Below are 20784 nucleotides of genomic sequence, written 5' to 3'. Positions count from 1 at the left end.
AAGTTCTGCTGGCGCTTAGGCCATTTATATTAAAACCATGTTAGCGCAGGGTGCAGCAGCGCGTCGCACACATGCAAGATATTGCCGCATGGAAATTTATTGTACATGTTTCTTTGTGGATTTGGTAGTTTATCCAAGGAAATTAATCTGATTGTGGTAAGCTTGTCTTTTTGCTCACTCAGTCCGGTGCCGGTGCTGCAGGCAGGTGCAGCGTAAAGCGGGCACCCTGGCCGAGTCCGGCACTTTCTGCAGTCAGCCGGCCATGATGAAGTTCGGCCAGCTGGCGTGCTATAGCCAGTCCCAGTCCCAGCCCGCCGTGGCGGCGCGACATGCCCGGATCGGCCTGATGGAAGGGCTCGAAAATATGCGGCAGTGCGCTCTCCACGATGCCTATGCCCTGATCTGCGACCGTAATGCAGATGGTGGAACCGGCGCGCCGGGCGCCCAGGCACACGCGGGTGGCCGGTGCGCTGAACTTGATGGCGTTGTGCAGCAGTTTGCTCAGCAACTGCTGCATGCGTTCGCTATCGCCCAGCACCCGCAGGTCGGCCTCCACCGCTGCCAGTTCGAGCTGTATGCTGGTGGCACTGGCCAGCGCCTGCCACTGCGCCATGGCCGCTGCAAGTAAAGGGGCGATGGCGACGCTGCTCAGCTGTAGCTGCAAACGGCCGCCGGAGAGGCTGCTCATATCGAGCAGATCCTCGATCAGCTGCGCCTGCAGACGGGCATTGCGTTCTATGGTTTGCAGACCGCGCTGCAGGTCGGCAGCGTCGCGGCCACCGCGCCGCAACACCTGGGCCCAGCCCAGTATGGCTGTCAGCGGGGTGCGCAGTTCGTGCGACAGTGTGGAGAGGAACTGGTCCTTGATGCGGGCGTAGCCGGCGGCCTCGGTGCGGATGCGGCGTAGCTGGTCGACATCGGTACAGGTGCCCAGCCAGCGCACGATCTGGCCGTTATCGAGTACCACCGGCTGTGCGCGTGCCAGAAACCAGCGGAATTCGCCGTCGGCGCTGCGTAGCGGCACTTCCAGCTCATAGGGTTGACCATTGCGGCGCGCCTGCTCCCAGCGCGCGGTGAGTGCCGCCAGCGCTTCCGGCGCACAAACCTGACGCCAGCTCTCGGTGTGCAGCTGCGCCGGCCTGATTCCGGTATAGCGATACCACGGCTGGTTATGCCAGATCGTGCCGCCATCCTGCTCGGTGATCCATGCGGGATGCGGCATGGAGTCGAGCAGGGCACGCAGCGCTAGCTGGTCGGACTGGTGGGCAGTGCAGGTCGCGGGCTTCATCGGGAGTGCTACAGGCGTGGCGCAACGCGCATGACATTAATCAACAGCGCTATTCTAGTGCGGCCACGGCCGCCAGCCGCGCACGATACGCCGTCTGAATGGCCGGGCAAAAAAAAGCCCGCTACGGGAGCGGGCTAAATCTATTTCCTTGGAGGAGAATAGAGGAGACAGGTGCATGATGCTGCAATGCGCAAACGTTGGCAAATTCTATGTTGTGATGAGAGAAATCACTAGCATGAATGAAGCTCTGCAGTACACTATGGCAGAGGGGCCATGCGGCCCCGGTTTGCATGTATGGGAGGTGGTATGGTGACCGTGGTTAAGCACAGAAAAGTGAATATCGTGGTGCTGGAAGGCGAGGAGCAACTGGCCGAGCATTGCAAGGCGGGCGATATCGCCATCCTCAATGATCAGGAAGGCTGGTGGATAAAATTCGTCGGCGAAGGCGGCCAGGTCGATTGTTACGGTGAGCCATTCCCGTCCTATAACGAAGCGCTGTGGTCCTCCAAGGCGGCGGCCGAATTCGGCGTATAAACCGGCCGCTGTGATGTAGCACTGGACAAGAGCACGGCTGCTCCCTATAATGCTGCTTCTTTCGCACGGCATGCCGGTCGAAAGAAAGTAGTTAATAAGGCAGTGAGCGGTTTTGCAAATAGTTCATTCGGCGTTTCGTGCGCTTAGCGAACAAAATGATGGAAATATCAAACTTTGCAAAACGAAATTAATGCTTTATAATGCACTACAACGCGGCTGTAGCTCAGCTGGATAGAGTACTTGGCTACGAACCAAGGGGTCGTGGGTTCGATTCCTGCCAGCCGCACCAATTCGTCAGTGAGAGGGCCTGTAACGCAAGTTGCAGGCCCTTTTGCTATAAGTGTAAGCCTCCGATTCGGATAATAAAATTTCTTGACGGAATGCTTCGCTAAACGAGAAAACGCTGTTATAATCTTGTTTTTCGCGGCTGTAGCTCAGCTGGATAGAGTACTTGGCTACGAACCAAGGGGTCGTGGGTTCGATTCCTGCCAGCCGCACCAAAATTCGTAAGTAAAAGGGCCTGAAGAGCAATCTTCGGGCCCTTTTACTATAAGTGTAAGACCTGTGTTTTGATTCGGTGTAAATTCGGAATTACTTCACAGAATACTTCGTAAAGATAGGAAAAGCTGTTATAATCCTGTTTTCGCGGCTGTAGCTCAGCTGGATAGAGTACTTGGCTACGAACCAAGGGGTCGTGGGTTCGATTCCTGCCAGCCGCACCAGAATTACTAAAAATACCCGGAAGTCATAGGCTTCCGGGTATTTTTTTTTATCCCGCATAGCTGCACCTTGCAGCTTGCTCGCGCGCTGCCGCGCAATTCCTGTTCGTTCAATAAAAAAGCCGCCTTCAGGCGGCCATTGAGCAGCTTTCTGCTTATGCCTGGCTCTTGCGCCGGCGCAGCACGACACCGCTCAGAGCGAGTCCGGCGATCAGCATGGCATAGGTTTCCGGCTCAGGTACAGCCGTAACCGAGAAATTAACTACCGCAATGCCATTCTGGCCATAGTTGCCGATATTCTGGGTCGGGAAAGAGAGTCCTGTGCCGGACAACTGCAAATCACGAACCCAGCTGTAGCCGGCTGCACTGGTGACGCCCGTTAAGTTGATCGGAGCAGGCGCAGCGCCGCCCAGATAGGTGCCGCCGATAACGTAGTTACCTGCGCTCAACGTCAGTGTTGTAATAGCCGCATAATTAAAATGACCGTTCAGCGTGTCGCTGCTGTGAACGGTCGTGGATGCCAGTAGGTGGCCGGCAGTATCCCACAGACCCACCTGGTGGTCGCTAGCCGTGCCATCGTTGAAATAGGCCAGCGCATAGATCGAGGTGGTGCCAGAGAGCGAAAACTCGAAACCTAGCGAGTAGGGATTCGGGTCGCTCGCCATGGAGGAGCCGGTAAATTCATAGGCGGGTGTAATGGCATAGGCATTGGCGGCGAATGCCAATGCCAGACTTACTGAAATGACATGTGCGCGGAATTTCATGATCAGATCCCCCAGGCTGGTTAGGATTAGCCACGTTATCATAAAAATATTAAATTATCATAATTGTATTTATTTATGGTTTGCTTTGCCTCATGCGAGGCGAACTATAAGGCCTTGTTCCGCTACAGGCCGGTGGCTGCTGCTTACAGGGGGCTAGCCGGTCTCTGGCGACATGTATTTTTCTTGTTGGCATTTGCGCAGAAATCCCCGATGATCGTACGGTCACCGTTGCGGAGTAAATTCCATGGCCGTCATTACCAATATCGAAGATCTGCGCCAGCTGGCCCGGCGGCGCGTGCCGCGCATGTTTTACGATTATGCCGATGCCGGTTCGTGGACCGAATCGACCTATCGCGCTAACGAGGCGGATTTCCAGAGCATCAAATTCCGTCAGCGCGTGGCCGTGAATCTGGAAAACCGCAGCCTGCGCTCTACCATGGTGGGGCAGAGTGTGGCCATGCCGGTAGCGCTGGCGCCCACCGGCCTGACCGGTATGCAGCACGCCGACGGCGAAATTCTGGCAGCGCAGGCGGCGGAAAAATTCGGCGTTCCGTTCACGCTGTCGACCATGAGCATCTGCTCGATCGAGGATGTCGCGGCCCATACCAGCCAGCCGTTCTGGTTCCAGCTATACGTGATGAAGGATCGCGACTTCATTAACCGCCTGATCGACCGTGCCAAGGCGGCGCGCTGCTCGGCGCTGGTGCTGACACTGGATTTGCAGGTGCTGGGGCAGCGCCACAAGGATATCCGCAACGGTCTGTCCGCGCCGCCGCGCCTGACGCTGCCGAATATTCTGAATCTGGCCACCAAGCCGCGCTGGGTGCTGGGCATGCTGCAGACACCGCGCCGTACTTTCGGCAACATCGTCGGCCATGCCAGTTCGGTATCCGATATGTCGTCGCTGTCGTCGTGGACCAGCCAGCAGTTCGATCTCAGCCTGTCGTGGCAGGATGTGGCGTGGATTAAGCAGCGCTGGGGCGGCAAGCTGATTATCAAGGGCATCATGGACGCCGAGGATGCAAAGCTGGCCGTGGCCACCGGCGCCGACGCCATCATCGTCTCCAACCATGGCGGACGCCAGCTCGATGGTGCGCCATCGTCGATCGCCGCGCTGCCGGCCATCGTCGATGCGGTGGGCAGCGAGATCGAAGTGCATATGGATGGCGGTGTCCGTTCGGGGCAGGACGTGCTGCGCGCGCTGGCACTGGGTGCCAGAGGCGTGTATATCGGCCGGCCTTTCCTGTATGGCCTGGGCGCCATGGGCCAGCAGGGCGTGACCCAATGTCTGGAGATTATCCGCAACGAGCTCGATCTGAGCATGGCCTTCTGCGGCCTGCGCAACGTGGCGCAGGTGGACAAAAATATTCTGCTGCCCGGTAGCTACTGATACGGCTCAGGCGACGACGTTGCGCGGTGCCCCGGCCACCCACGCCTCCACATTGTCGATCAGCTGGTCCACCAGTACCTGCATGGCCTGCGAACTGGCCCAGGCCGAATGGGGCGTGAGGATAAAATTGGGCAGGCGCAGATTGAGCAGCACGTTGTCGGCTGGCGGCGGCTCCTGCACCAGCACGTCGAAACCGGCGCCGGCAATCAGGCCGCTGCGCAGGGCGTCGGCCAGCGCCGTCTCGTCCACCAGCCCGCCGCGCGCCGTGTTGATCAGCAGTGCGTTGCGCTTCATGCGTATCAGCTGGCTGGCGCCGATCAGCTCGCGCGTCTGCGGCGTCAGTGGCAGATGCAGGCTCAGAATGTCGGAGGTCTCCAGCACTTCGTCGAAGCTGGCTTCGCGCACGCCGTCGCCAGCCGCATCGGCGAGCGGCGAGCGGGTATGCACGATGACTTCCATGCCGAAGGCGCGCGCAATCTGGGCTACCGATCTGCCCAGCGCACCATAGCCTAGCAGGCCAAGCCGGCTGCCGGCCAGATCGCTGATAGGGTGGCCGAACAGGCAGAAGCGCTCCGACTTCTGCCACAGGCCCGCTTCGATATCGGCGCGGTAGGCCACGATCTGGCGGCGCAGCGCGAGGATCAGCGCAAACGTATGCTCGGGCAGCGTGTGCACCGCGTAGTTGCGGATGTTGGAGACCACGATGCCGCGTTCGCGGCAGGCGGCCAGATCGACGATGTCGGTGCCGGTGGCAGCCACGGCGATCATTTTCAGCTCAGGCAGCTGGTCCAGATCGGCGGCACGCAGCGGCACCTTGTTGGTGATGGCGATGCTGGCACCTGCGTCGCGCAGGCGCGCCACGGCTTCGCCGGCGCGGGTGGCCGGATACTCGGTCCAGCGGTGCTCGAATGCGGGGCGGCGGATATGCGCGATAACGCTATCGCGGTCGAGAAAGACGATGCTGTGTGGTGCGCTCATAGTTCAGCCTATCGAAAAAGTTACAGGGCCAGTTCGGCAGTGAGCGGACGTGCGGCCGCTGCGATCTTCGGCAGGCGCATGCCCGGATGGTTGGAGAACAGTTCGGCCACCCATTCCACGAATACCCGCACCTTGGCGGACAGGTGGCGGTTCTGCGGATACACCACGTGGATGGGCAGCGGGTCGGACTGCCAGTCGGCCAGTATCTGTTCCAGGCTGCCCGCATTGAGCATGGGCTGGAGCATAAACTGCGGCATCTGCACGATGCCCAGACCGGCAATGCCGGCGGCCGTGTAGGCATTGCTGTCGTTCAGCGCGATCAGGCCCGGCAGCGGCAGCTGTATGCGTTCGTTACCGCGGGCGAAATCCCAGTCGAAGATTTTGCCGGTGCGCGAAGAAAAATAATTCACGCAGCGGTGGCGTTTGAGTTCTTCCGGATGAACGGGGCGGCCGTAGCGGTCCAGATAGGATGGCGCCGCGCAGGTAATGAATTCGAGGATGCCGACGCGGCGCGCAATCAGGCTGGAATCGGCCAGCGCGCCGCCGCGCACGGCACAGTCCACCCCCTCCTCGATCAGATCGACCGTGCGGTCGCTGCAGCCGAGTTCCAGCTGGATGTCGGGATAGCGCTGGAAAAAATCCGGCAGGGCAGGGATCAGCACTTCGCTGGCCAGCCCCGTCGGGGCGTCCACGCGCAGGCGGCCGCTGGGGCTCAAGCGGGTGCGCGAGAGCGATTCTTCCGCCTCGCGCACATCGGACAGGATGCGCAGGCAGCGCTCGTAATAGGCGGCGCCGTCGGCCGTCACGCTCACTTGTCTTGTGGTCCGGTGCAATAATTTGACCGACAGCGCCGTCTCCAGAGACTGGATCAGGGTGGAAACGGTGGCCTTGGGCAGTTGCAGGTGTTCGGCGGCGCGGGTGAAACCACCGGCGTCTACTACCTGCACGAACACTTCCATGGCTTGCAATTTATTCATCGACCCACCTTATTGTTCGGGATTCTGAACAATCAATTCATCTTATCCGTATTTATTGGATTGTAAATCATGTTTAATATGTGCGTACTGTCCAAGTAAACCTCGCTTCAGGAAAGGAGATGCACATGAAATATCGGGATGGAATTTTTGCTACCGTCGCACTGGCGCTGACGTCGCTGGCACTGGCTAGCGTAGTTTATACCGATGCCTATTCGCAGGCGGCCAAGGCCGAAGCGAGCGGCGTGCGCGCCCTGACTGAAGTGGCTGCCGGGACGACGACGCTGGCGGCTGCCGAACCGGCCCTGCTGGCCATCGCTCCCGTCCAGGTGCAGTGATGGGCGCGGGCGTGGACGAAATGCCGGAGTTTTCTGCGCACCTGAAAATCCGCAACCTTGAGGTGGGCGGGGCAGAGGGGCATCTGGCGGCGCGGCTCTATGCCGTGGCGCCAGATGCCGGCAAACGCGACACGCTGATCGTGTTTTTCCACGGCGGCGGCTTTACCGGCGGCGGGCTGGATGAAGGCGATCTGTTCCTGCGCCATCTGGCCGACGAGAACACCAGCAGCGTGGTGCTGGCCAGTACCTACACGCTGGCCGCCGTCAAGCCGTTTCCGGCGGCAGTGGAAGACGCCCACGCAGTGCTGCAGTGGGTGAAGAAGCACAAGGCCAAGCTGGGCTGGACTGGCAAACGTCTGCTGGTAGCCGGCATCGAAGCAGGCGCCAATCTGGCAGCAGTGTGCACGCTGATGTCGCGTGACCGGGGTGGCCCGGCACTGGCTGGCCAGATACTGATTATGCCCATGCTCGATCCCGGCCTGTCCACCTGTTCGATGCGCGATATGCAGCACGGGCAGGAACTGCTGGAAGTGGCCGACGCCTGCGCGGCGGCCTATCGCGGCTACCTGCCGAATGCGGCCGACCGCATCCATCCGTATGCGTCGCCCTTGCAATCGAGCCGTCTGAAAAATCTGCCGCCGGCACTGATCCTGTCCACCGAGGACGATCCGCTGCGCGACGAGGCAGAGCAGTATGGCGCCAAGTTAATGAGCTGCGGAGTGAAAACCACCGTCACCCGTATGCCGCCCGCACCCCTGCATGAAACGGGGGCACGGAACGAATGTGCGTGCAAACGTTACGCACTGGGGGAAATTGCCAGCTTCATCGCTGGTCTGGAACGGGCTGACACAGCAGCGACCGGCTAGAGCTCCCTGTATCTCTTGTAGTTGTCATCGAAACGTCCCCACCGGCTTGCCGGCGGGGCGCTAGTACCGGGTTTTCTCGCGATTTCGCCGAGCTGGCCGGTGCCGCCATTTCTATTAAATTTTTTCATGCAAAAAGGAATAACAATGAAAAACGTTAAACATATCACCGCGATGGCCCGGCCGCTGGCTGCTGCCATGGCGCTGGCGGGACTGGCCGCAGCCACCGGATTGGCCCTGACCGGCTGCGACACGGCAACCGGTAAAACGGCCGAAGCGCCGGCTGCCGGTGGCCCGCCCGTGTCGGCTGCGGTCGTCGTGGAGAAAACCGTCACCGAGACGCAGCAGTTTTCCGGTCGCCTGGAAGCCATCGAACAGGTGCAGATCCGGCCCCGTGTGGCCGGTTTCATCACTGCCATCAACTTCAAACCCGGCAGTCAGGTAAAGAAGGGCGATGTGCTGTTCGTAATCGATCCGCGTCCGTTCCAGGCCGAAGCCAATCGCGCCGAAGCGGCGGCCGGTTCGGCCCGCGCCAAGGCGGATCTGGCCCGGCTGGAACTGAATCGTGCGGAAAAGCTGCTGGCCGATAAAGCCATCGCCCAGCGCGAATACGATGAACGCGCGTCCAGCCTGAAGCAACTGGACGCCGATGCCCGCGCTGCGCAGGCCCAGTTCGAAGCGGCGCGTCTGAATCTCAGCTACACGCAGGTGCAATCGCCGATCAATGGCCGCGTCTCGAAAGCGGAAATCACGCTGGGCAATCTGGTCGATGCCTCGGCCGTGCTGACTTCGGTGGTGTCGCTGGAGCGCATCTATGCCTCGTTTGACGGCGATGAAGAGACCTATCTGCGCGTGGGGGCAGCTGCCCATCAGGGCAAACCTGCCACGGTGCGCATCGGTCTGGCCAACGAGGAAGGCTATCCGCACGAAGGCAAGCTGGAATTCGTCGATAACCAGCTCGACGTGCGCAGCGGCTCCGTGCGCATGCGCGCGACGCTGAACAATGCTGATGGCGCGCTGGTGCCCGGCCTGTTCGCCCGTGTGCAGCTGGCCGGTTCCGACAATGCCAAACCGGCGCTGCTGATCAACGAGCGTGCCATCAATACGGACCAGAACCGCAAGTTCGTCTTCGTGGTGGATAAGGACAACAAGGCCGAATACCGTCCGGTGCAGCTGGGCCAGTCGGTCGATGGTCTGCGCGTGGTGCGCGATGGCCTGAAGCCGGGCGAGAAAATCGTCGTCAACGGCCTGCAGCGCGTGCGTCCCGGCGCACCGATCACGCCGAATGTGGTGGCGATGGATGTCGATCCGCTGGCTGCCAGCGCCCAGCCGCCCGCCGGCAAGGAAGTGGCCAAAGACGCTGGCAAAGACGCCGGCAAGGACGCTGCCGCCAAGGCTGATAAGCACGCTGCCAAGGATGAAAAAGTTGCCATCGCCAAGACTGGCACTCGCAAGGAATAAAACGCTATGAACATTTCCCGATTTTTTGTCGATAAGCCGATCTTCGCGGCCGTGCTATCGATCGTCATTTTTGTCGCCGGCCTGATCTCGATCTTCAAGCTGCCGATCTCGGAATATCCGGACGTGGTGCCGCCATCGGTGGTGGTGCGCGCCCAGTATCCGGGCGCGAATCCGAAGATCATTGCCGAAACCGTGGCCGCGCCGCTGGAAGAGCAGATCAACGGCGTCGAGAACATGCTGTATATGTCCTCGCAAAACACCTCCGATGGCGCACTGGCGCTGACCGTCACCTTCAAGATCGGCACCAACGTCGAGCAGGCGGAAACCCAGGTGCAGAACCGCGTGCAGCGCGCTTTGCCACGCCTGCCGGAAGAAGTGCGCCAGATCGGTGTGACCACCGTGAAGTCGTCGCCCAACCTGACCATGGTGGTCCACCTGAATTCACCCAACGGCCGTTACGACGACCTGTATCTGCGTAACTACGCGGTGCTGAATATCAAGGACCAGCTGGCCCGCCTGCCCGGCATGGGCGAGGTGCAGATGTTCGGTTCCGGCGACTACGCCATGCGGGTCTGGCTCGATCCGCAGAAAGTGGCCCAGCGCGGCCTGACGGCGGGCGACGTGGTGAACGCCATCCGCGAGCAGAACGTGCAGGTAGCGGCCGGCGTGATCGGTCAGGGTCCCAGCAAGGACGCGGACTTCCAGCTGACCGTGAATACGCAGGGACGTCTGCAGACGGCAGAAGAATTCGGCAACATCATCCTGAAAACCAATAACGACGGCGCGGTCACCCTGCTCAAGGACGTGGCACGACTGGAGATGGGCTCGAATTCCTACGCGCTGCGTTCGCTGCTGAATAATAATTCGGCGGTGGCGATTCCTATCTTCGAAGCGCCTAACGCCAATGCGCTGCAACTGTCGGCGGACGTACGCGCCACCATGGCCCGTCTGTCGAAAGATTTCCCGGAAGGCGTCGAATACAGCATTGTGTACGACCCGACCCAATTCGTGCGTGAATCGATCCGTTCCGTGATCCATACGCTGGTGGAAGCGATCATCCTGGTAGCACTGGTGGTGATCGTGTTCCTGCAGACCTGGCGCGCTTCGGTGATTCCGCTGCTGGCCGTACCCGTGTCGGTGGTGGGTACCTTTGCCGTGATGCTGGGCTTCGGCTTCTCGATCAACACGCTGTCGCTGTTCGGTCTGGTGCTGGCCATCGGTATCGTGGTCGATGACGCCATCGTGGTGGTGGAGAACGTCGAGCGCAACATCGCCAATGGTCTGTCGCCGCATGACGCCACCATACAGGCGATGAAAGAGGTGAGTGGTCCTATCATCGCCATCGCGCTGGTGCTGTGCGCCGTGTTCGTGCCGATTGCCTTCGTGTCCGGTCTGTCGGGCCAGTTCTACAAGCAGTTTGCCCTGACTATTGCCATTTCGACCGTGATCTCGGCATTCAGCTCGCTGACCTTGGCGCCGGCCCTGTCGGCTGTGCTGCTCAAGCCCCATGATGCACCGAAGGACCGCCTGACCCGCATCATGGACCGCATCTTTGGCCGCTTCTTCGGCTGGTTCAACCGCTTCTTCAACCGTGCTTCGCATGGCTACGAAACGGGCGTGACCGCTGTGCTCAAGCGCAAAGGCGGCTCGCTGGTAGTGTATGCCGTGCTGGCTGCTGCAGCCGGTTTCATGTTCAAGCTGGTGCCGCCGGGCTTTGTGCCGGCGCAGGACAAGCAGTACCTGATCGGCTTTGCCCAGTTGCCTGATGCTGCCTCGCTGGACCGTACCACGGCCGTGATCCGCAAGATGTCGGATATTGCCAAGGATATTCCCGGCGTGGCCGATTCGGTCGCTTTCCCCGGCCTGTCCATCAACGGCTTTACCAACGCGCCGAACGCGGGCATCGTGTTCACGCCGCTGAAACCGTTCGAGCAGCGTACCAAGCCTAGCGAATCGGCCGAAGCCATAGCCGCCGAAATCAACAAGCGCATGGGCGTGATCGAAGGCGCGTTCGTGATGGTGCTGTCGCCACCGCCAGTCAATGGCCTGGGCACGACGGGCGGCTTCAAGGTGATGATAGAAGACCGCGATAACCTCGGCTACGACGCGCTGTACAAGGCAATTCAGGCGGTGCAGATGAAAGCCTGGCAGAACCCGAAACTGGCTGGCGTGTTCTCCAGCTACCAGATCAATGTGCCGCAACTGTTTGCCGACGTGGACCGCGCCAAGGCCAAACAGCTGGGCGTGCCGCTGCAGACCATCTATCAGACCCTGCAGATCAATCTGGGCTCGCTGTATGTGAACGACTTCAACCAGTTTGGCCGTACCTATCAGGTGCGGGTACAGGCGGACCAGCAGTTCCGTTCGCACGCCGAAGATATTGCCCAGCTCAAGGTGCGCAACGACAAGGGCGAAATGATCCCGCTGTCGTCGCTGGTGCGGGTCAAGGATAGCTATGGTCCGGACCGCGTGCAGCGTTACAACGCTTACGTGGCCGCTGAAATCAATGGCGGTGCCGCGCCGGGCGTATCGTCGGGCGAAGCGCAGGCCGAGATGACCAAGATCCTCAACGAAGTGCTGCCGAAAGGGATCAGCTACGAATGGACCGAGCTGGTATATCAGGACATCCTGTCCGGTAACACCATGATCTATGTGTTCCCGCTGTGCGTGCTGCTGGTGTTCCTGGTGCTGGCGGCCCAGTACGAAAGCTGGACCCTGCCGCTGGCGGTGATCCTGATCGTGCCGATGTCGATATTGTGCGCGCTGCTGGGGGTGAAGCTGACCCACGGCGACAACAATGTGTTCACCCAGATCGCCCTGTTCGTGCTGGTGGGACTGGCCTCGAAGAACGCGATTCTGATTGTGGAATTCGCCCGCGAACTGGAACATCATGGCCGCAGCATCGTGCAGGCTGCACTGGAAGCTTGCCGCCTGCGTCTGCGTCCGATTCTGATGACCTCGATCGCCTTCATCATGGGTGTGCTGCCGCTGGTGTTCTCCCATGGCGCCGGTTCGGAAATGCGCCATGCCATGGGCGTGGCCGTGTTCGGCGGCATGCTGGGCGTGACCTTCTTCGGGCTGTTCCTGACGCCGGTGTTCTATGTGCTGCTGCGCAAGCTGGCAGTGCGCCTTGAGAAAAAACCTGCTGCCTCGCCGGCAGCAGCAGAAAAACTGGAAGGGAGCCATTGAGATGAATACTATGCAGATGATCGCCCGTGGCGTGGCACCTGTCATGGCCGCTCTGCTGATGACCGCGTGCGCCGCACCGGCCTTCAGGCAGCCGGCCATCGAGGTGCCGGCCGCCTATAAGGAAAGCAGCGGCGTGCAGACGGCGGCCGACGGCAGCACCTGGCAGCCGGCGCAGGCGGCAGAAGCCCGCTCGCGCGGCGAGTGGTGGCTGGCGTTTAATGATGCGGCGCTGAATCAGCTGATTAACGACGCTACCCGCGCCAATGCCAATCTGGCGGTAGCGGCAGCACGCGTCAAACAGGCGCGTGCGATTGCCGGTGTGGCCGAAGCCGACCGCATCCCGCAAGTGGGCGTGAGTGCTTCGGGCCAGCGTCAGCGCGCCTCCGATCTGTCGCTCGGACTGCCGGCCGGTACGCCGGTGGCGCCGAGCAAAGCCTTCAATGCCAGCCTGACGGCCAGCTATGAAGTCGATCTGTTCGGGCGGGTAGCGAGCAATGTCAGCGCAGCGCGCAGCGATGCCGCTTCGATCGAAGCGACCTACCAGTCGGTGCTGCTGGCTGTGCAGGCCGATGTGGCGCAGACCTATTTCCGTCTGCGCGCTACGGATGCCGAACTGGAGACCTTGCAGCGCACCGTGCAGACGCGCGAGGAAAACGTCAAGGTCAATCAGCGCCGCTTCGACCTTGGCGACATCGGCGAGTTCGACCTGTCGCGGGCAAAAACGGAGCTGGCCAGCGCCCGCGCCGAGGCCATAGGCCTGCAGCGCCAGCGCGCTACCACCGAGCATGCGCTGGCTGTCCTGCTGGGCAAACCGGCCGCCAGCTACACCGCTGGTAACAGCCCGCTGCTCGATAGCGCGCTGCTGCCGGAAGTGCCGGCAGGGCTGCCTTCGACACTGCTGGAACGCCGTCCCGACATCGCGGCCGCGCAGCGCAGCATGGAAGCAGCCAATGCCCGCATCGGCGTGGCCCGCTCGGCCATGTTCCCGGCGCTGAGCCTGAATGCGGCAGCAGCTGGCGCCTCCGGCAGCACGGTGGCGGAAGTGTTCAAGTGGAGCAGCCGTTCGTGGCTGCTGGGCGCGATGATGTCCATGCCGCTGATCGATGGCGGCCGCAATGCGGCCAATATCCGCCGTGCCGAAGCGGCGCTGGAAGAATCGGTAGGCAGCTACCGCCAGAGCGTACTGCAGGCCTTTGCCGAAGTGGAGGATAACCTCGCCGGTCTGCGTATTCTGCAGGCGCAGGCCGTGCAGCTGGACGAAGCGCTGGTTTCGGCACGCCGTTCGGCCGATCTGGCCCAGAAGCTTTATGCGGCAGGCCGTTCCAGCTATCTGGATCTGCTCGATGCGCAGCGCAATCTGGCGTCGGTGGAGCGCAGCGCCGTGCAGTTGCGCGGCAGCCGCGCCATTACCACGGTGGCGCTGATCCGCTCGCTGGGCGGCGGCTGGGATGGCGGTGCGGGCCAGCTTCAGCTGGCGCAGCACTGACAGAGTTATCCTGCGGCGTTGCGGGAAGTAGGCGGCGAGGGTGCTTGCCGCCGGGGCCAGTGACGGCGGACCTGTTCGGGGTCTGCTGTTACTGGCCCTTTTTTTGTCTTTCGATGGAACGCAAAAATTTCCTTATGGAATATTCTATTTACAAAACTCAATTTCTTTAAGATAACTTAAATTATCGCTTGACAACAGTTGTTGCGAATGTTTTAATGTCACATCTACACGATTTCTGGAGTTTTTGACATGAAGAAAATCCCTCTGTTGCTGGCTGGTCTGGCATTGGCTGGTTCTTCGAACGCAGCGGTATTGCAGTTCGATTTCACGGCAAAGATTCAGGAAATGGTGCAGTTCTCGCCCCTGACTTTTGCCGGTGGCATGGTCAGCAGCAGCGATCTGAACGGCTCGACCGTGTCGGTAGGGGATGCCATCAGTGGTCACTTTACCTATGACACCAGCACCGCCCAGATCAGCAACGTCGGCGGTCTGGCCATGTTCTCGGCAGCGGCTGCACAGAATGCGCTGAATGCAGCGATCGGCACCACCAGTCTGGGTCTGGACCATGCCCTGAGCAATACCACCACCGTTCAGGTTGGTAACAATGTCGCCGGCCTGAAAGGCGCCGATAGCTTCGGCATCGCCAATGTCAGCGCCAATGGCCAGGCGTCCCAGATGATGGCGCTGATGCTGTTCGATTCCACCGGCCATGCCTTCAGCGACAGCACCCTGCCAGCCGCGCTGGACTTCTCCGCCTTTGGCACGTCTACTTTCTACTACACCTATTCGTCGGCCAGCACCCATGCCATGATGGGTGCCAACGGCAGCCTGACCTCGCTGACCGTAACCCAGCTGCCAACGGGCGGTAATCCGACCACGCCGGTTCCTGAACCGGAAACCTATGCCATGCTGCTGGCTGGTCTGGGCCTGCTGGGCTGGACCGCACGCCGCCGTCAGGCCCGCTAAGCCGGTCTGCGCCTTGCGGCACAGGCCGCGCTCTGCTGTGTTTTACATCAGACGGCTGCCTGCAGGCAGTCTGGCCGGCGCGCATCCGTCCTGCAATTGTTCACAAAAAAGCAACAAAAAAAGCCGTTCAATAAGTTTGTGCGGAAATATTTTGATCTAAAAGACAAAATTTATTGCTATTCGTGAATGATGTGTCAAACTTATACGGATTTGTAATTTTCTAATTTCTTTGGTTGATGCAGGAGTGCAAGATGGCGGGTCGGAGCGTGAGTGCGGGCGTGTTTTTCAGTACGGATAGCGTTCAGCGCATGGCCTTTCAGGCGCTATGCGGCGAAATGTTTGCCCAGCTGCATCTGGCAGACAACGTCGACCAGGTGGTTGACCTGCTGGGCCAGCGTCAGCCTGACCTGCTGGTGCTGGACCTGAACGGCTATAACTACCTTAATGAACTGGCCGGCATCGGCACCCTGATCCGCAGCCGGGCTGGCGCGCCGGTGCTGGTGCTATGCCCGTTCGACCACACCTCGTGGCTGCCGGAACTGATGACCTTCGGCCATTTCGACTACCGTATCTGCCCCCTGATCGACGACGAACTGCGTCAGGCCGTTGCGCAGGCGCTGGCCCAGCCGGTGGATGCGGCGGCGGCCCTGCAGCAGCAATTGCTGGACAAGGAAAAGGAATTGCGTGATGTGCTGGGCGTGCAGCGCAGCCTGCAGCGCGCGCTGGCCGCGATCGAGCCGGTGGAGACCATGGCTGCCCATATCTGTCTGGCGCTGTGCAATTTCCCCGGCGTGCGCCATACGGCGCTGCTGCATATGAAAGAACGGGGCGACCTGCAGCTGGTAGCGCAGGAATCGCGCAACCACCTGGATCTGTCGCGTCTGCTGCAGCGGCGTGACCGCCTGCTGCAATCGCCGCTGCGCGATATCTTCCCGCCGCTGCTGTCCGTCGCCCGCGGCGAAATGATGCTGCTGGATGCGCCCGAGAAGGCCGGCAACCCCGAATTCGCCATGGCGCTGCACGACCGCGGCGTACGCATGGTGCTGTCGCTGCCATTGCGCGCGGCGCCCGGTGGTCCGGAAATCGGCGCGATCAGCCTGATGTTCGACCGTCACATCACCTTTTCGCGCGAACAGTTTGCCTGCTTCAGCGGTCTGGCCCAGATCATCAGCTTCGCGCTGGGTATGAGCGCGCTGCAGCACCAGAACGAAGAACTGAGCGGCCAGCTGTCGCAGATGAGTACCGTCGATAGCCTGACTGGCGCCGCCAATCGCCGCGCCGGCGAGGAAATGCTCGATCACGAACTGCGCCGCGCGCGCCGCTACGGCATTCCGCTGGCTGTGCTGTCGTTCGACGTGGTGGGCTTCCAGTCCGAAAACGATATATACGGTTCCACCGTGGGCGACGCGGTACTGCGCGCGGTAGCGACCATCGTCAAGGAACGTCTGCGTACCTCCGATCTGCTGGCCCGCATGCAGGGCGAACAGTTCATCGTCATCGCCACCCACACCAATGCGGCCGATGCCATGCGTCTGGCCGAGAAGCTGCGCAAAGCTATCGTGGAAGCCGATCTGCCTAGCGAAGCGACAGTGGTGATCAGCCTCAGTGTCAGCCAGACCCGCAGCGACGACGGCGTCTCCGCCGTGCTGGAACGGCTGGATGTGGCGCTGCAGCGCGCCAAACGCGTGGGCCGCTGCTGCATCGAACTGGCCGATTAGGCCTGCAGCGTTCAGCCCGGGCTGGACCTGCGGCGGTTGATGGCGTAGTCTTGCGGTATTTTTCGAGTACCGTGGACAAACTATGCTGTATTGGCTGAGACACTACCGGCGCGCCTATCTGGCGGGCGACCTTTCTGCCGGTGTGGTAGTGGCAATGATGATGATCCCGCAGGGCACCGCGTATGCACTGGTGGCCGGCCTGCCGCCCGTCGTCGGCATCTACGCCAGTATCCTGCCGCCGATGATCTATGCGCTGTTCGGCAGCAGCATGACGCAATCGGTGGGGCCGATGGCGATTATCTCGCTGATGACAGCCAGCGTGATTGCGCCGCTGGCGGCACCCGGTTCGGCACTGGCTACCGTGCTCGCTGCGCAACTGGCGCTGGTGTCCGGCGCCGTGCTGCTGCTGTGCGGCTTTCTGCGGCTGGGCTTTCTGGCTAACTTCTTCTCCCGTCCCGTCATGAACGGCTTTACCGTCGGCTCGGCGCTGCTGATCGCCTACGACCAGCTGCATAGCCTGCTCGGCGCGCCGGTCGGACAGGTGCATCTGCCCAGCGCCATGCTGGGCCTGAGCGCCTTGCTGCTGCTGGTGCTGGCGCGGCTGTATCTGGCACGCCTGCTGGTGCGCTGCGGCCTGTCTGCCACGCTGGCCGATATTGCCGCCAAACTGGCGCCCATGCTGGTGGTGCTGGGCGGCATAGCGCTGATGGCGGTCACCACGCTGGCGGCGCAGGGCGTACGCACCACCGGCGCCATACCTGCCGGTCTGCCGGGCCTGCATCTGGCCACTTCGTCGGCGCACTGGCGCAGCCTGCTGCAACCGGGGCTGCTGATCGGCTTCATCGTATTTCTGATGTCGATGTCGGCGGCCCAGTCGCTGGCACTCAAGCGCAATGAAAAGCTGGTCAGCAACCATGAGCTGATCGGTCTGGGAGCGGCCAATATCGCCAGTGCGCTGACGGGTGGTTTCCCTGTCACGGGCAGCCTGTCGCGTTCCGCTGTCAACTTTGCTGCTGGCGCCCACACACCGCTGGCCAGCCTGATTACCGCTGTCCTGCTGGCCTGCGCCTTGCTGGCGCCTACCGGCTGGCTGGCGCTGCTGCCGCTGCCGGTGCTGGCGGCCACCATCATCGTGGCGGTACTGGGCCTGCTCGATCTGGGCATCCTGCGCACGGCGTGGGAGTATGACCGCGGCGACGTGCTGGCGTGGGGGGCAACCTGTCTGGGCGTGGTGGCGCTGGGCGTGGAAGCGGGCGTACTGATCGGCGTAGCGCTGTCCATGGGCACCCTGATCTGGCGCGCCAGCCGGCCCCACATCGCCGTGCTGGGGCGCATCGCCGGCACCGAACATTTCCGCAATATCGAACGCTATCCGGCCCAGACCCGGCCCGAGCTGCTGATGCTGCGGATCGACGCCAATCTGTTCTTTGGCAATATGGAAGCGATTACCGAGCGTATTGAGAGCGAACTGGCCAGCCATCCCGAGGCGCGCCATCTGGTGCTGGTGATGAGCGCCGTCAGTTCGATCGATACCAGTGCCCTGTATGCGCTGGCAGAGCTCAACCAGCGCATGGGCCGGCGCGGACTGGGGCTGCATCTGGCCGAAGTAAAAGGGCCGGTGCTGGACCGTTTGCGCCAGAGTGCCTTGCTGCGCGAGCTGCACGGCCAGCTCTATCTGAGCGCCGTGATGGCCTGCGAAGCCCTGCAAACGCCGCCGCACGGACGCCTGCATGTAGGCGAAACGGCCGGGTCGGGAATCTGAACAGTGTATTCTTGATGCGTTTTAGAAACAATATTCATGGACTTCATAGGGCTTTGCTCCTATGATTTCACGCGTTGCCAGCAGATTAACCCCGAAAAATGGTTAGCCGATGTTAGAACGCCTTGCCCGCCGTGCCGCCAATGTCTCGATTGCCGTCTATGTCAGTGTCACGCTGACAGCCGTGGTGACGCTGGTACTGACCACCTTTGCCCTGTATTTCTATCAGGTGGAACGGGCGCAGCGCTGGGAGCAGCTGCACAAGACGCTAGCCGATAGTGCCGAAGAGCTGGCCGTGGCGGTAGCGCTGCCGGCGTGGAATTTCGACGAGACCCAGATCGTCACCATCATGAAGAGCGGCCTGAGTAACCGCGATCTGTATGCCAGCGCCGTGACCCCGGTGTCCAGCAGTCCGCCGTTCATCCTCACCCGCAGCGAGTCCGGCCAGCTGGTCGAATCGACCCTGCTGCCGCAGCGCGATGATCTGATTTCGGCGCAGCGGCCGATTATCGTTTCGGGACAGCAGATCGGCACCATCACCGTATATGCCTCGCCGGCGCAGCTGATAGAGCAGCTGCGCCAGCGCCTCTACACCATCATCGGCATGATCTTCGTGATGGTGGTGACGCTGGTACTGAGCCTGTATCTGCTGCTGTGGCATCTGGTGCTCAAGCCGCTGACCACCATCGAGCGCTATGCCGCCAATGTGAAGGCCGGGCAGAACCCCGGTGCCGAGCCGCCGCGCGACCTGTTCCTCGGCGAGCTGAAAACCCTCAATGGTTCGATCCGCGAAATGGTGCGCCTGATGGATAGCCGCTATGTGGCCATGCATGCCAGCGAGGAGCGTCTGCAGATCGCCAGTAGCGCCGCTGCCATCGGCATCTGGGACTGGAATATTCCCCGGGATATCGTGGTGTGGGACGAGCAGATGTACCGCCTGTACGGCATCGAAGGGCGCACCCTGGCGCGGCCCATGGACCAGTGGCGCAGCATGATGCACCCCGACGACAGGATACCGACCGAAGCCCTGCTGCAGCAGGCGCTCGACGGCCACGCCGAATTCGATGCGGAATTCCGCGTGGTGTGGGAGGATGGTTCGGTCCACCATATCAAGGGCGACGCCATGATCTTCCGCGACCCGGATGGCAAGCCGGCCCGTATGGTGGGGGTTAACTACGATGTGACGGAAAGCCGCGAGGCGGCGCAGGAATTGCGGCGCCACCGTATCCATCTGGAAGATCTGGTGACCGAACGTACCAATGCGCTGTCGGTGGCGGTGCTGCAGGCGCAGGCTGCCAACAAGGCCAAGAGTACCTTCCTGGCAAATATGAGCCACGAGCTGCGCACGCCGCTCAATTCGGTGATCGGCTTTTCGCGCCTGCTGGCCGATTCCAAAAACATGCTGCCGGAAGAGAAGCGCAATCTGGCCATTATTCACCGCTCCGGCCAGCATCTGCTTACCCTGATTAACGATATTCTGGAACTGTCCAAGATCGAAGCTGGCCGCGCCGTGCTGCAGACCGACGTGGTGGCGCTGGCCGACATGCTGCAGGAAGTCATGGACATGGTCAGCATGAAGGCCAGCCAGAACGATGTGGAGCTGGTGCTGGAAGCGGATGGTCTGCCGCCGGGCGCCTGTGTGGACGGCACCAAGCTGCGCCAGGTGCTGCTTAACCTGATGTCGAATGCGGTCAAGTTTGCACCGCGCGGGCGCGTCACGCTGGCCGTGCATGGCCGGCTGTTGCAGACTGCTGCCGGTGACCACTACGAACTGGCGTTTGCCGTCAGCGACAATGGCTCCGGCATTGCGCCGGAAGACCAGAGCCGTATCTTCGAACCGTTCATTCAGGCCGATACGCCGGGCGGACACGAGGGCACGGGGCTGGGCCTGACCATTTCGCGCGAATTTGTCCAGCTGATGGGCGGCGAACTGACCGTCGAATCGCAAGCGGGCGCCGGTGCAACCTTCCGTTTTGTGCTGGCCCTGCCGGTAGCCGATGCCGTGCCTGCTGCCTGCGGCGAGGAGACGCTGGTGAGCCTGCCGCAGGCCAGCGAGGTGCGTCATCCGGTGCCGCATGCGCTGACGCTGGCCGATCTGCTGCGGCTGGACGCCGGCCTGCGCAGCGACATGAAGAACGCTTTGCTGGAACTGAATCTGACCCGGGTGGGGCAGTTGCTGCTGCCCTTGCCGGCCGAACTGGCGGCGGTGGTGGCGGGCATCGAATACATGTTGCGTCAGCACCAGTATCCGCAGTTGTGCCGTTTGCTGGAAGATGCGGAAAGCAGCACAGCGGCGCAGCGCTGATCGGTATATCATCAACAATGCCCGCAAGGGGGCAGCTAGTACGAAAGAGTTT

15 protein-coding genes and 3 tRNA genes are annotated in these 20784 nt (G+C 61.4%); 14 read left to right on the top strand and 4 right to left on the bottom strand.

What is annotated here, in order from left to right; translation table 11 throughout:
• Positions 1-178: 178 nt before the first annotated feature.
• Positions 179-1288 carry a PAS domain-containing sensor histidine kinase gene (locus tag GTP27_RS00600; protein ID WP_161037260.1) on the bottom strand — a complete coding sequence of 370 codons (1110 nt, stop codon included), beginning with the start codon at positions 1286-1288 and terminating at the stop codon, positions 179-181.
• A 306-nt stretch (positions 1289-1594) separates the two neighbouring features.
• On the opposite strand from GTP27_RS00600, the gene GTP27_RS00595 reads away from it, so the two are divergent.
• From GTP27_RS00595 to GTP27_RS00580, 4 genes are all read left to right on the top strand, one after another.
• Positions 1595-1822 carry a hypothetical protein gene (locus tag GTP27_RS00595; protein WP_161037259.1) on the top strand — a complete coding sequence of 76 codons (228 nt, stop codon included), beginning with the start codon at positions 1595-1597 and terminating at the stop codon, positions 1820-1822.
• A gap of 212 nt (positions 1823-2034) precedes the next feature.
• A tRNA-Arg gene (locus GTP27_RS00590) sits at positions 2035-2111 on the top strand.
• 134 nt (positions 2112-2245) lie between these two features.
• A tRNA-Arg gene (locus GTP27_RS00585) sits at positions 2246-2322 on the top strand.
• A gap of 145 nt (positions 2323-2467) precedes the next feature.
• A tRNA-Arg gene (locus tag GTP27_RS00580) sits at positions 2468-2544 on the top strand.
• Positions 2545-2696: 152 nt separating this feature from the next.
• Here GTP27_RS00580 and GTP27_RS23700 read toward each other — a convergent pair.
• Entirely contained in the window at positions 2697-3305 is a 609-nt protein-coding gene (locus GTP27_RS23700) for a DUF4082 domain-containing protein (protein WP_229633260.1), read from the bottom strand.
• A gap of 244 nt (positions 3306-3549) precedes the next feature.
• Here GTP27_RS23700 and GTP27_RS00570 point away from each other — a divergent pair, with 244 nt between their 5' ends.
• Entirely contained in the window at positions 3550-4695 is a 1146-nt protein-coding gene (locus GTP27_RS00570; protein ID WP_161037258.1) for an alpha-hydroxy acid oxidase, read from the top strand.
• 6 nt (positions 4696-4701) lie between these two features.
• Here the strand turns inward: GTP27_RS00570 and GTP27_RS00565 are convergent, their stop codons facing one another.
• Positions 4702-5673: a D-2-hydroxyacid dehydrogenase gene (locus GTP27_RS00565; protein WP_161037257.1), complete on the bottom strand. Its 972-nt coding sequence runs from the start codon at positions 5671-5673 to the stop codon at positions 4702-4704.
• A 20-nt stretch (positions 5674-5693) separates the two neighbouring features.
• Positions 5694-6650 (bottom strand): LysR family transcriptional regulator, encoded by a 957-nt coding sequence (locus tag GTP27_RS00560; RefSeq protein WP_161037256.1) that lies wholly within the window; start codon positions 6648-6650, stop codon positions 5694-5696.
• A gap of 125 nt (positions 6651-6775) precedes the next feature.
• On the opposite strand from GTP27_RS00560, the gene GTP27_RS00555 reads away from it, so the two are divergent.
• From GTP27_RS00555 to GTP27_RS00515, 9 genes are all read left to right on the top strand, one after another.
• Entirely contained in the window at positions 6776-6985 is a 210-nt protein-coding gene (locus GTP27_RS00555; protein ID WP_161037255.1) for a hypothetical protein, read from the top strand.
• Positions 6985-7851: an alpha/beta hydrolase gene (locus tag GTP27_RS00550; protein ID WP_161037254.1), complete on the top strand. Its 867-nt coding sequence runs from the start codon at positions 6985-6987 to the stop codon at positions 7849-7851. Before GTP27_RS00555 ends, GTP27_RS00550 begins: the two co-directional genes overlap by 1 nt.
• 144 nt (positions 7852-7995) lie before the next feature.
• Positions 7996-9309 carry an efflux RND transporter periplasmic adaptor subunit gene (locus tag GTP27_RS00545; RefSeq protein WP_161037253.1) on the top strand — a complete coding sequence of 438 codons (1314 nt, stop codon included), beginning with the start codon at positions 7996-7998 and terminating at the stop codon, positions 9307-9309.
• Between the two features lie 6 nt (positions 9310-9315).
• Entirely contained in the window at positions 9316-12498 is a 3183-nt protein-coding gene (locus tag GTP27_RS00540; RefSeq protein WP_161037252.1) for an efflux RND transporter permease subunit, read from the top strand.
• A gap of 1 nt (position 12499) precedes the next feature.
• On the top strand, positions 12500-13984 hold the full coding sequence (locus tag GTP27_RS00535) for an efflux transporter outer membrane subunit (RefSeq protein ID WP_161037251.1): 1485 nt from the start codon (positions 12500-12502) through the stop codon (positions 13982-13984).
• Positions 13985-14233: 249 nt separating this feature from the next.
• Positions 14234-14950: a PEP-CTERM sorting domain-containing protein gene (locus GTP27_RS00530; protein ID WP_161037250.1), complete on the top strand. Its 717-nt coding sequence runs from the start codon at positions 14234-14236 to the stop codon at positions 14948-14950.
• Between the two features lie 251 nt (positions 14951-15201).
• The gene (locus GTP27_RS00525) at positions 15202-16668 is read left to right on the top strand and encodes a GGDEF domain-containing response regulator (RefSeq protein WP_161037249.1); all 1467 of its coding nucleotides are present in this window, start codon (positions 15202-15204) and stop codon (positions 16666-16668) included.
• 82 nt (positions 16669-16750) lie between these two features.
• A complete protein-coding gene (locus GTP27_RS00520; RefSeq protein ID WP_161037248.1) occupies positions 16751-18430 on the top strand; it encodes a SulP family inorganic anion transporter in 1680 nt (559 codons plus the stop codon).
• 109 nt (positions 18431-18539) lie between these two features.
• On the top strand, positions 18540-20732 hold the full coding sequence (locus tag GTP27_RS00515; protein WP_161037247.1) for a PAS domain-containing sensor histidine kinase: 2193 nt from the start codon (positions 18540-18542) through the stop codon (positions 20730-20732).
• The last annotated feature ends 52 nt before the right edge of the window (positions 20733-20784 follow it).

Source organism: Duganella qianjiadongensis, assembly GCF_009857915.1.
GTDB classification, from domain to species: Bacteria; Pseudomonadota; Gammaproteobacteria; order Burkholderiales; family Burkholderiaceae_D; genus Rugamonas; species Rugamonas qianjiadongensis.
Note: the sequence above shows the minus strand (reverse complement) of the source record. Positions and strands in the feature narration are given on the sequence as shown.

Coding starts and splice junctions, on each gene's coding strand:
- GTP27_RS00555 (WP_161037255.1), top strand. CDS start 6,776: ATGAAATATCGGGATGGAATTTTTGCTACCGTCGCACTGGCGCTGACG.
- GTP27_RS00570 (WP_161037258.1), top strand. CDS start 3,550: ATGGCCGTCATTACCAATATCGAAGATCTGCGCCAGCTGGCCCGGCGG.
- GTP27_RS23700 (WP_229633260.1), bottom strand. CDS start 3,305: ATGAAATTCCGCGCACATGTCATTTCAGTAAGTCTGGCATTGGCATTC.
- GTP27_RS00565 (WP_161037257.1), bottom strand. CDS start 5,673: ATGAGCGCACCACACAGCATCGTCTTTCTCGACCGCGATAGCGTTATC.
- GTP27_RS00525 (WP_161037249.1), top strand. CDS start 15,202: ATGGCGGGTCGGAGCGTGAGTGCGGGCGTGTTTTTCAGTACGGATAGC.
- GTP27_RS00595 (WP_161037259.1), top strand. CDS start 1,595: ATGGTGACCGTGGTTAAGCACAGAAAAGTGAATATCGTGGTGCTGGAA.
- GTP27_RS00515 (WP_161037247.1), top strand. CDS start 18,540: ATGTTAGAACGCCTTGCCCGCCGTGCCGCCAATGTCTCGATTGCCGTC.
- GTP27_RS00530 (WP_161037250.1), top strand. CDS start 14,234: ATGAAGAAAATCCCTCTGTTGCTGGCTGGTCTGGCATTGGCTGGTTCT.
- GTP27_RS00545 (WP_161037253.1), top strand. CDS start 7,996: ATGAAAAACGTTAAACATATCACCGCGATGGCCCGGCCGCTGGCTGCT.
- GTP27_RS00535 (WP_161037251.1), top strand. CDS start 12,500: ATGAATACTATGCAGATGATCGCCCGTGGCGTGGCACCTGTCATGGCC.
- GTP27_RS00560 (WP_161037256.1), bottom strand. CDS start 6,650: ATGAATAAATTGCAAGCCATGGAAGTGTTCGTGCAGGTAGTAGACGCC.
- GTP27_RS00600 (WP_161037260.1), bottom strand. CDS start 1,288: ATGAAGCCCGCGACCTGCACTGCCCACCAGTCCGACCAGCTAGCGCTG.
- GTP27_RS00550 (WP_161037254.1), top strand. CDS start 6,985: ATGGGCGCGGGCGTGGACGAAATGCCGGAGTTTTCTGCGCACCTGAAA.
- GTP27_RS00540 (WP_161037252.1), top strand. CDS start 9,316: ATGAACATTTCCCGATTTTTTGTCGATAAGCCGATCTTCGCGGCCGTG.
- GTP27_RS00520 (WP_161037248.1), top strand. CDS start 16,751: ATGCTGTATTGGCTGAGACACTACCGGCGCGCCTATCTGGCGGGCGAC.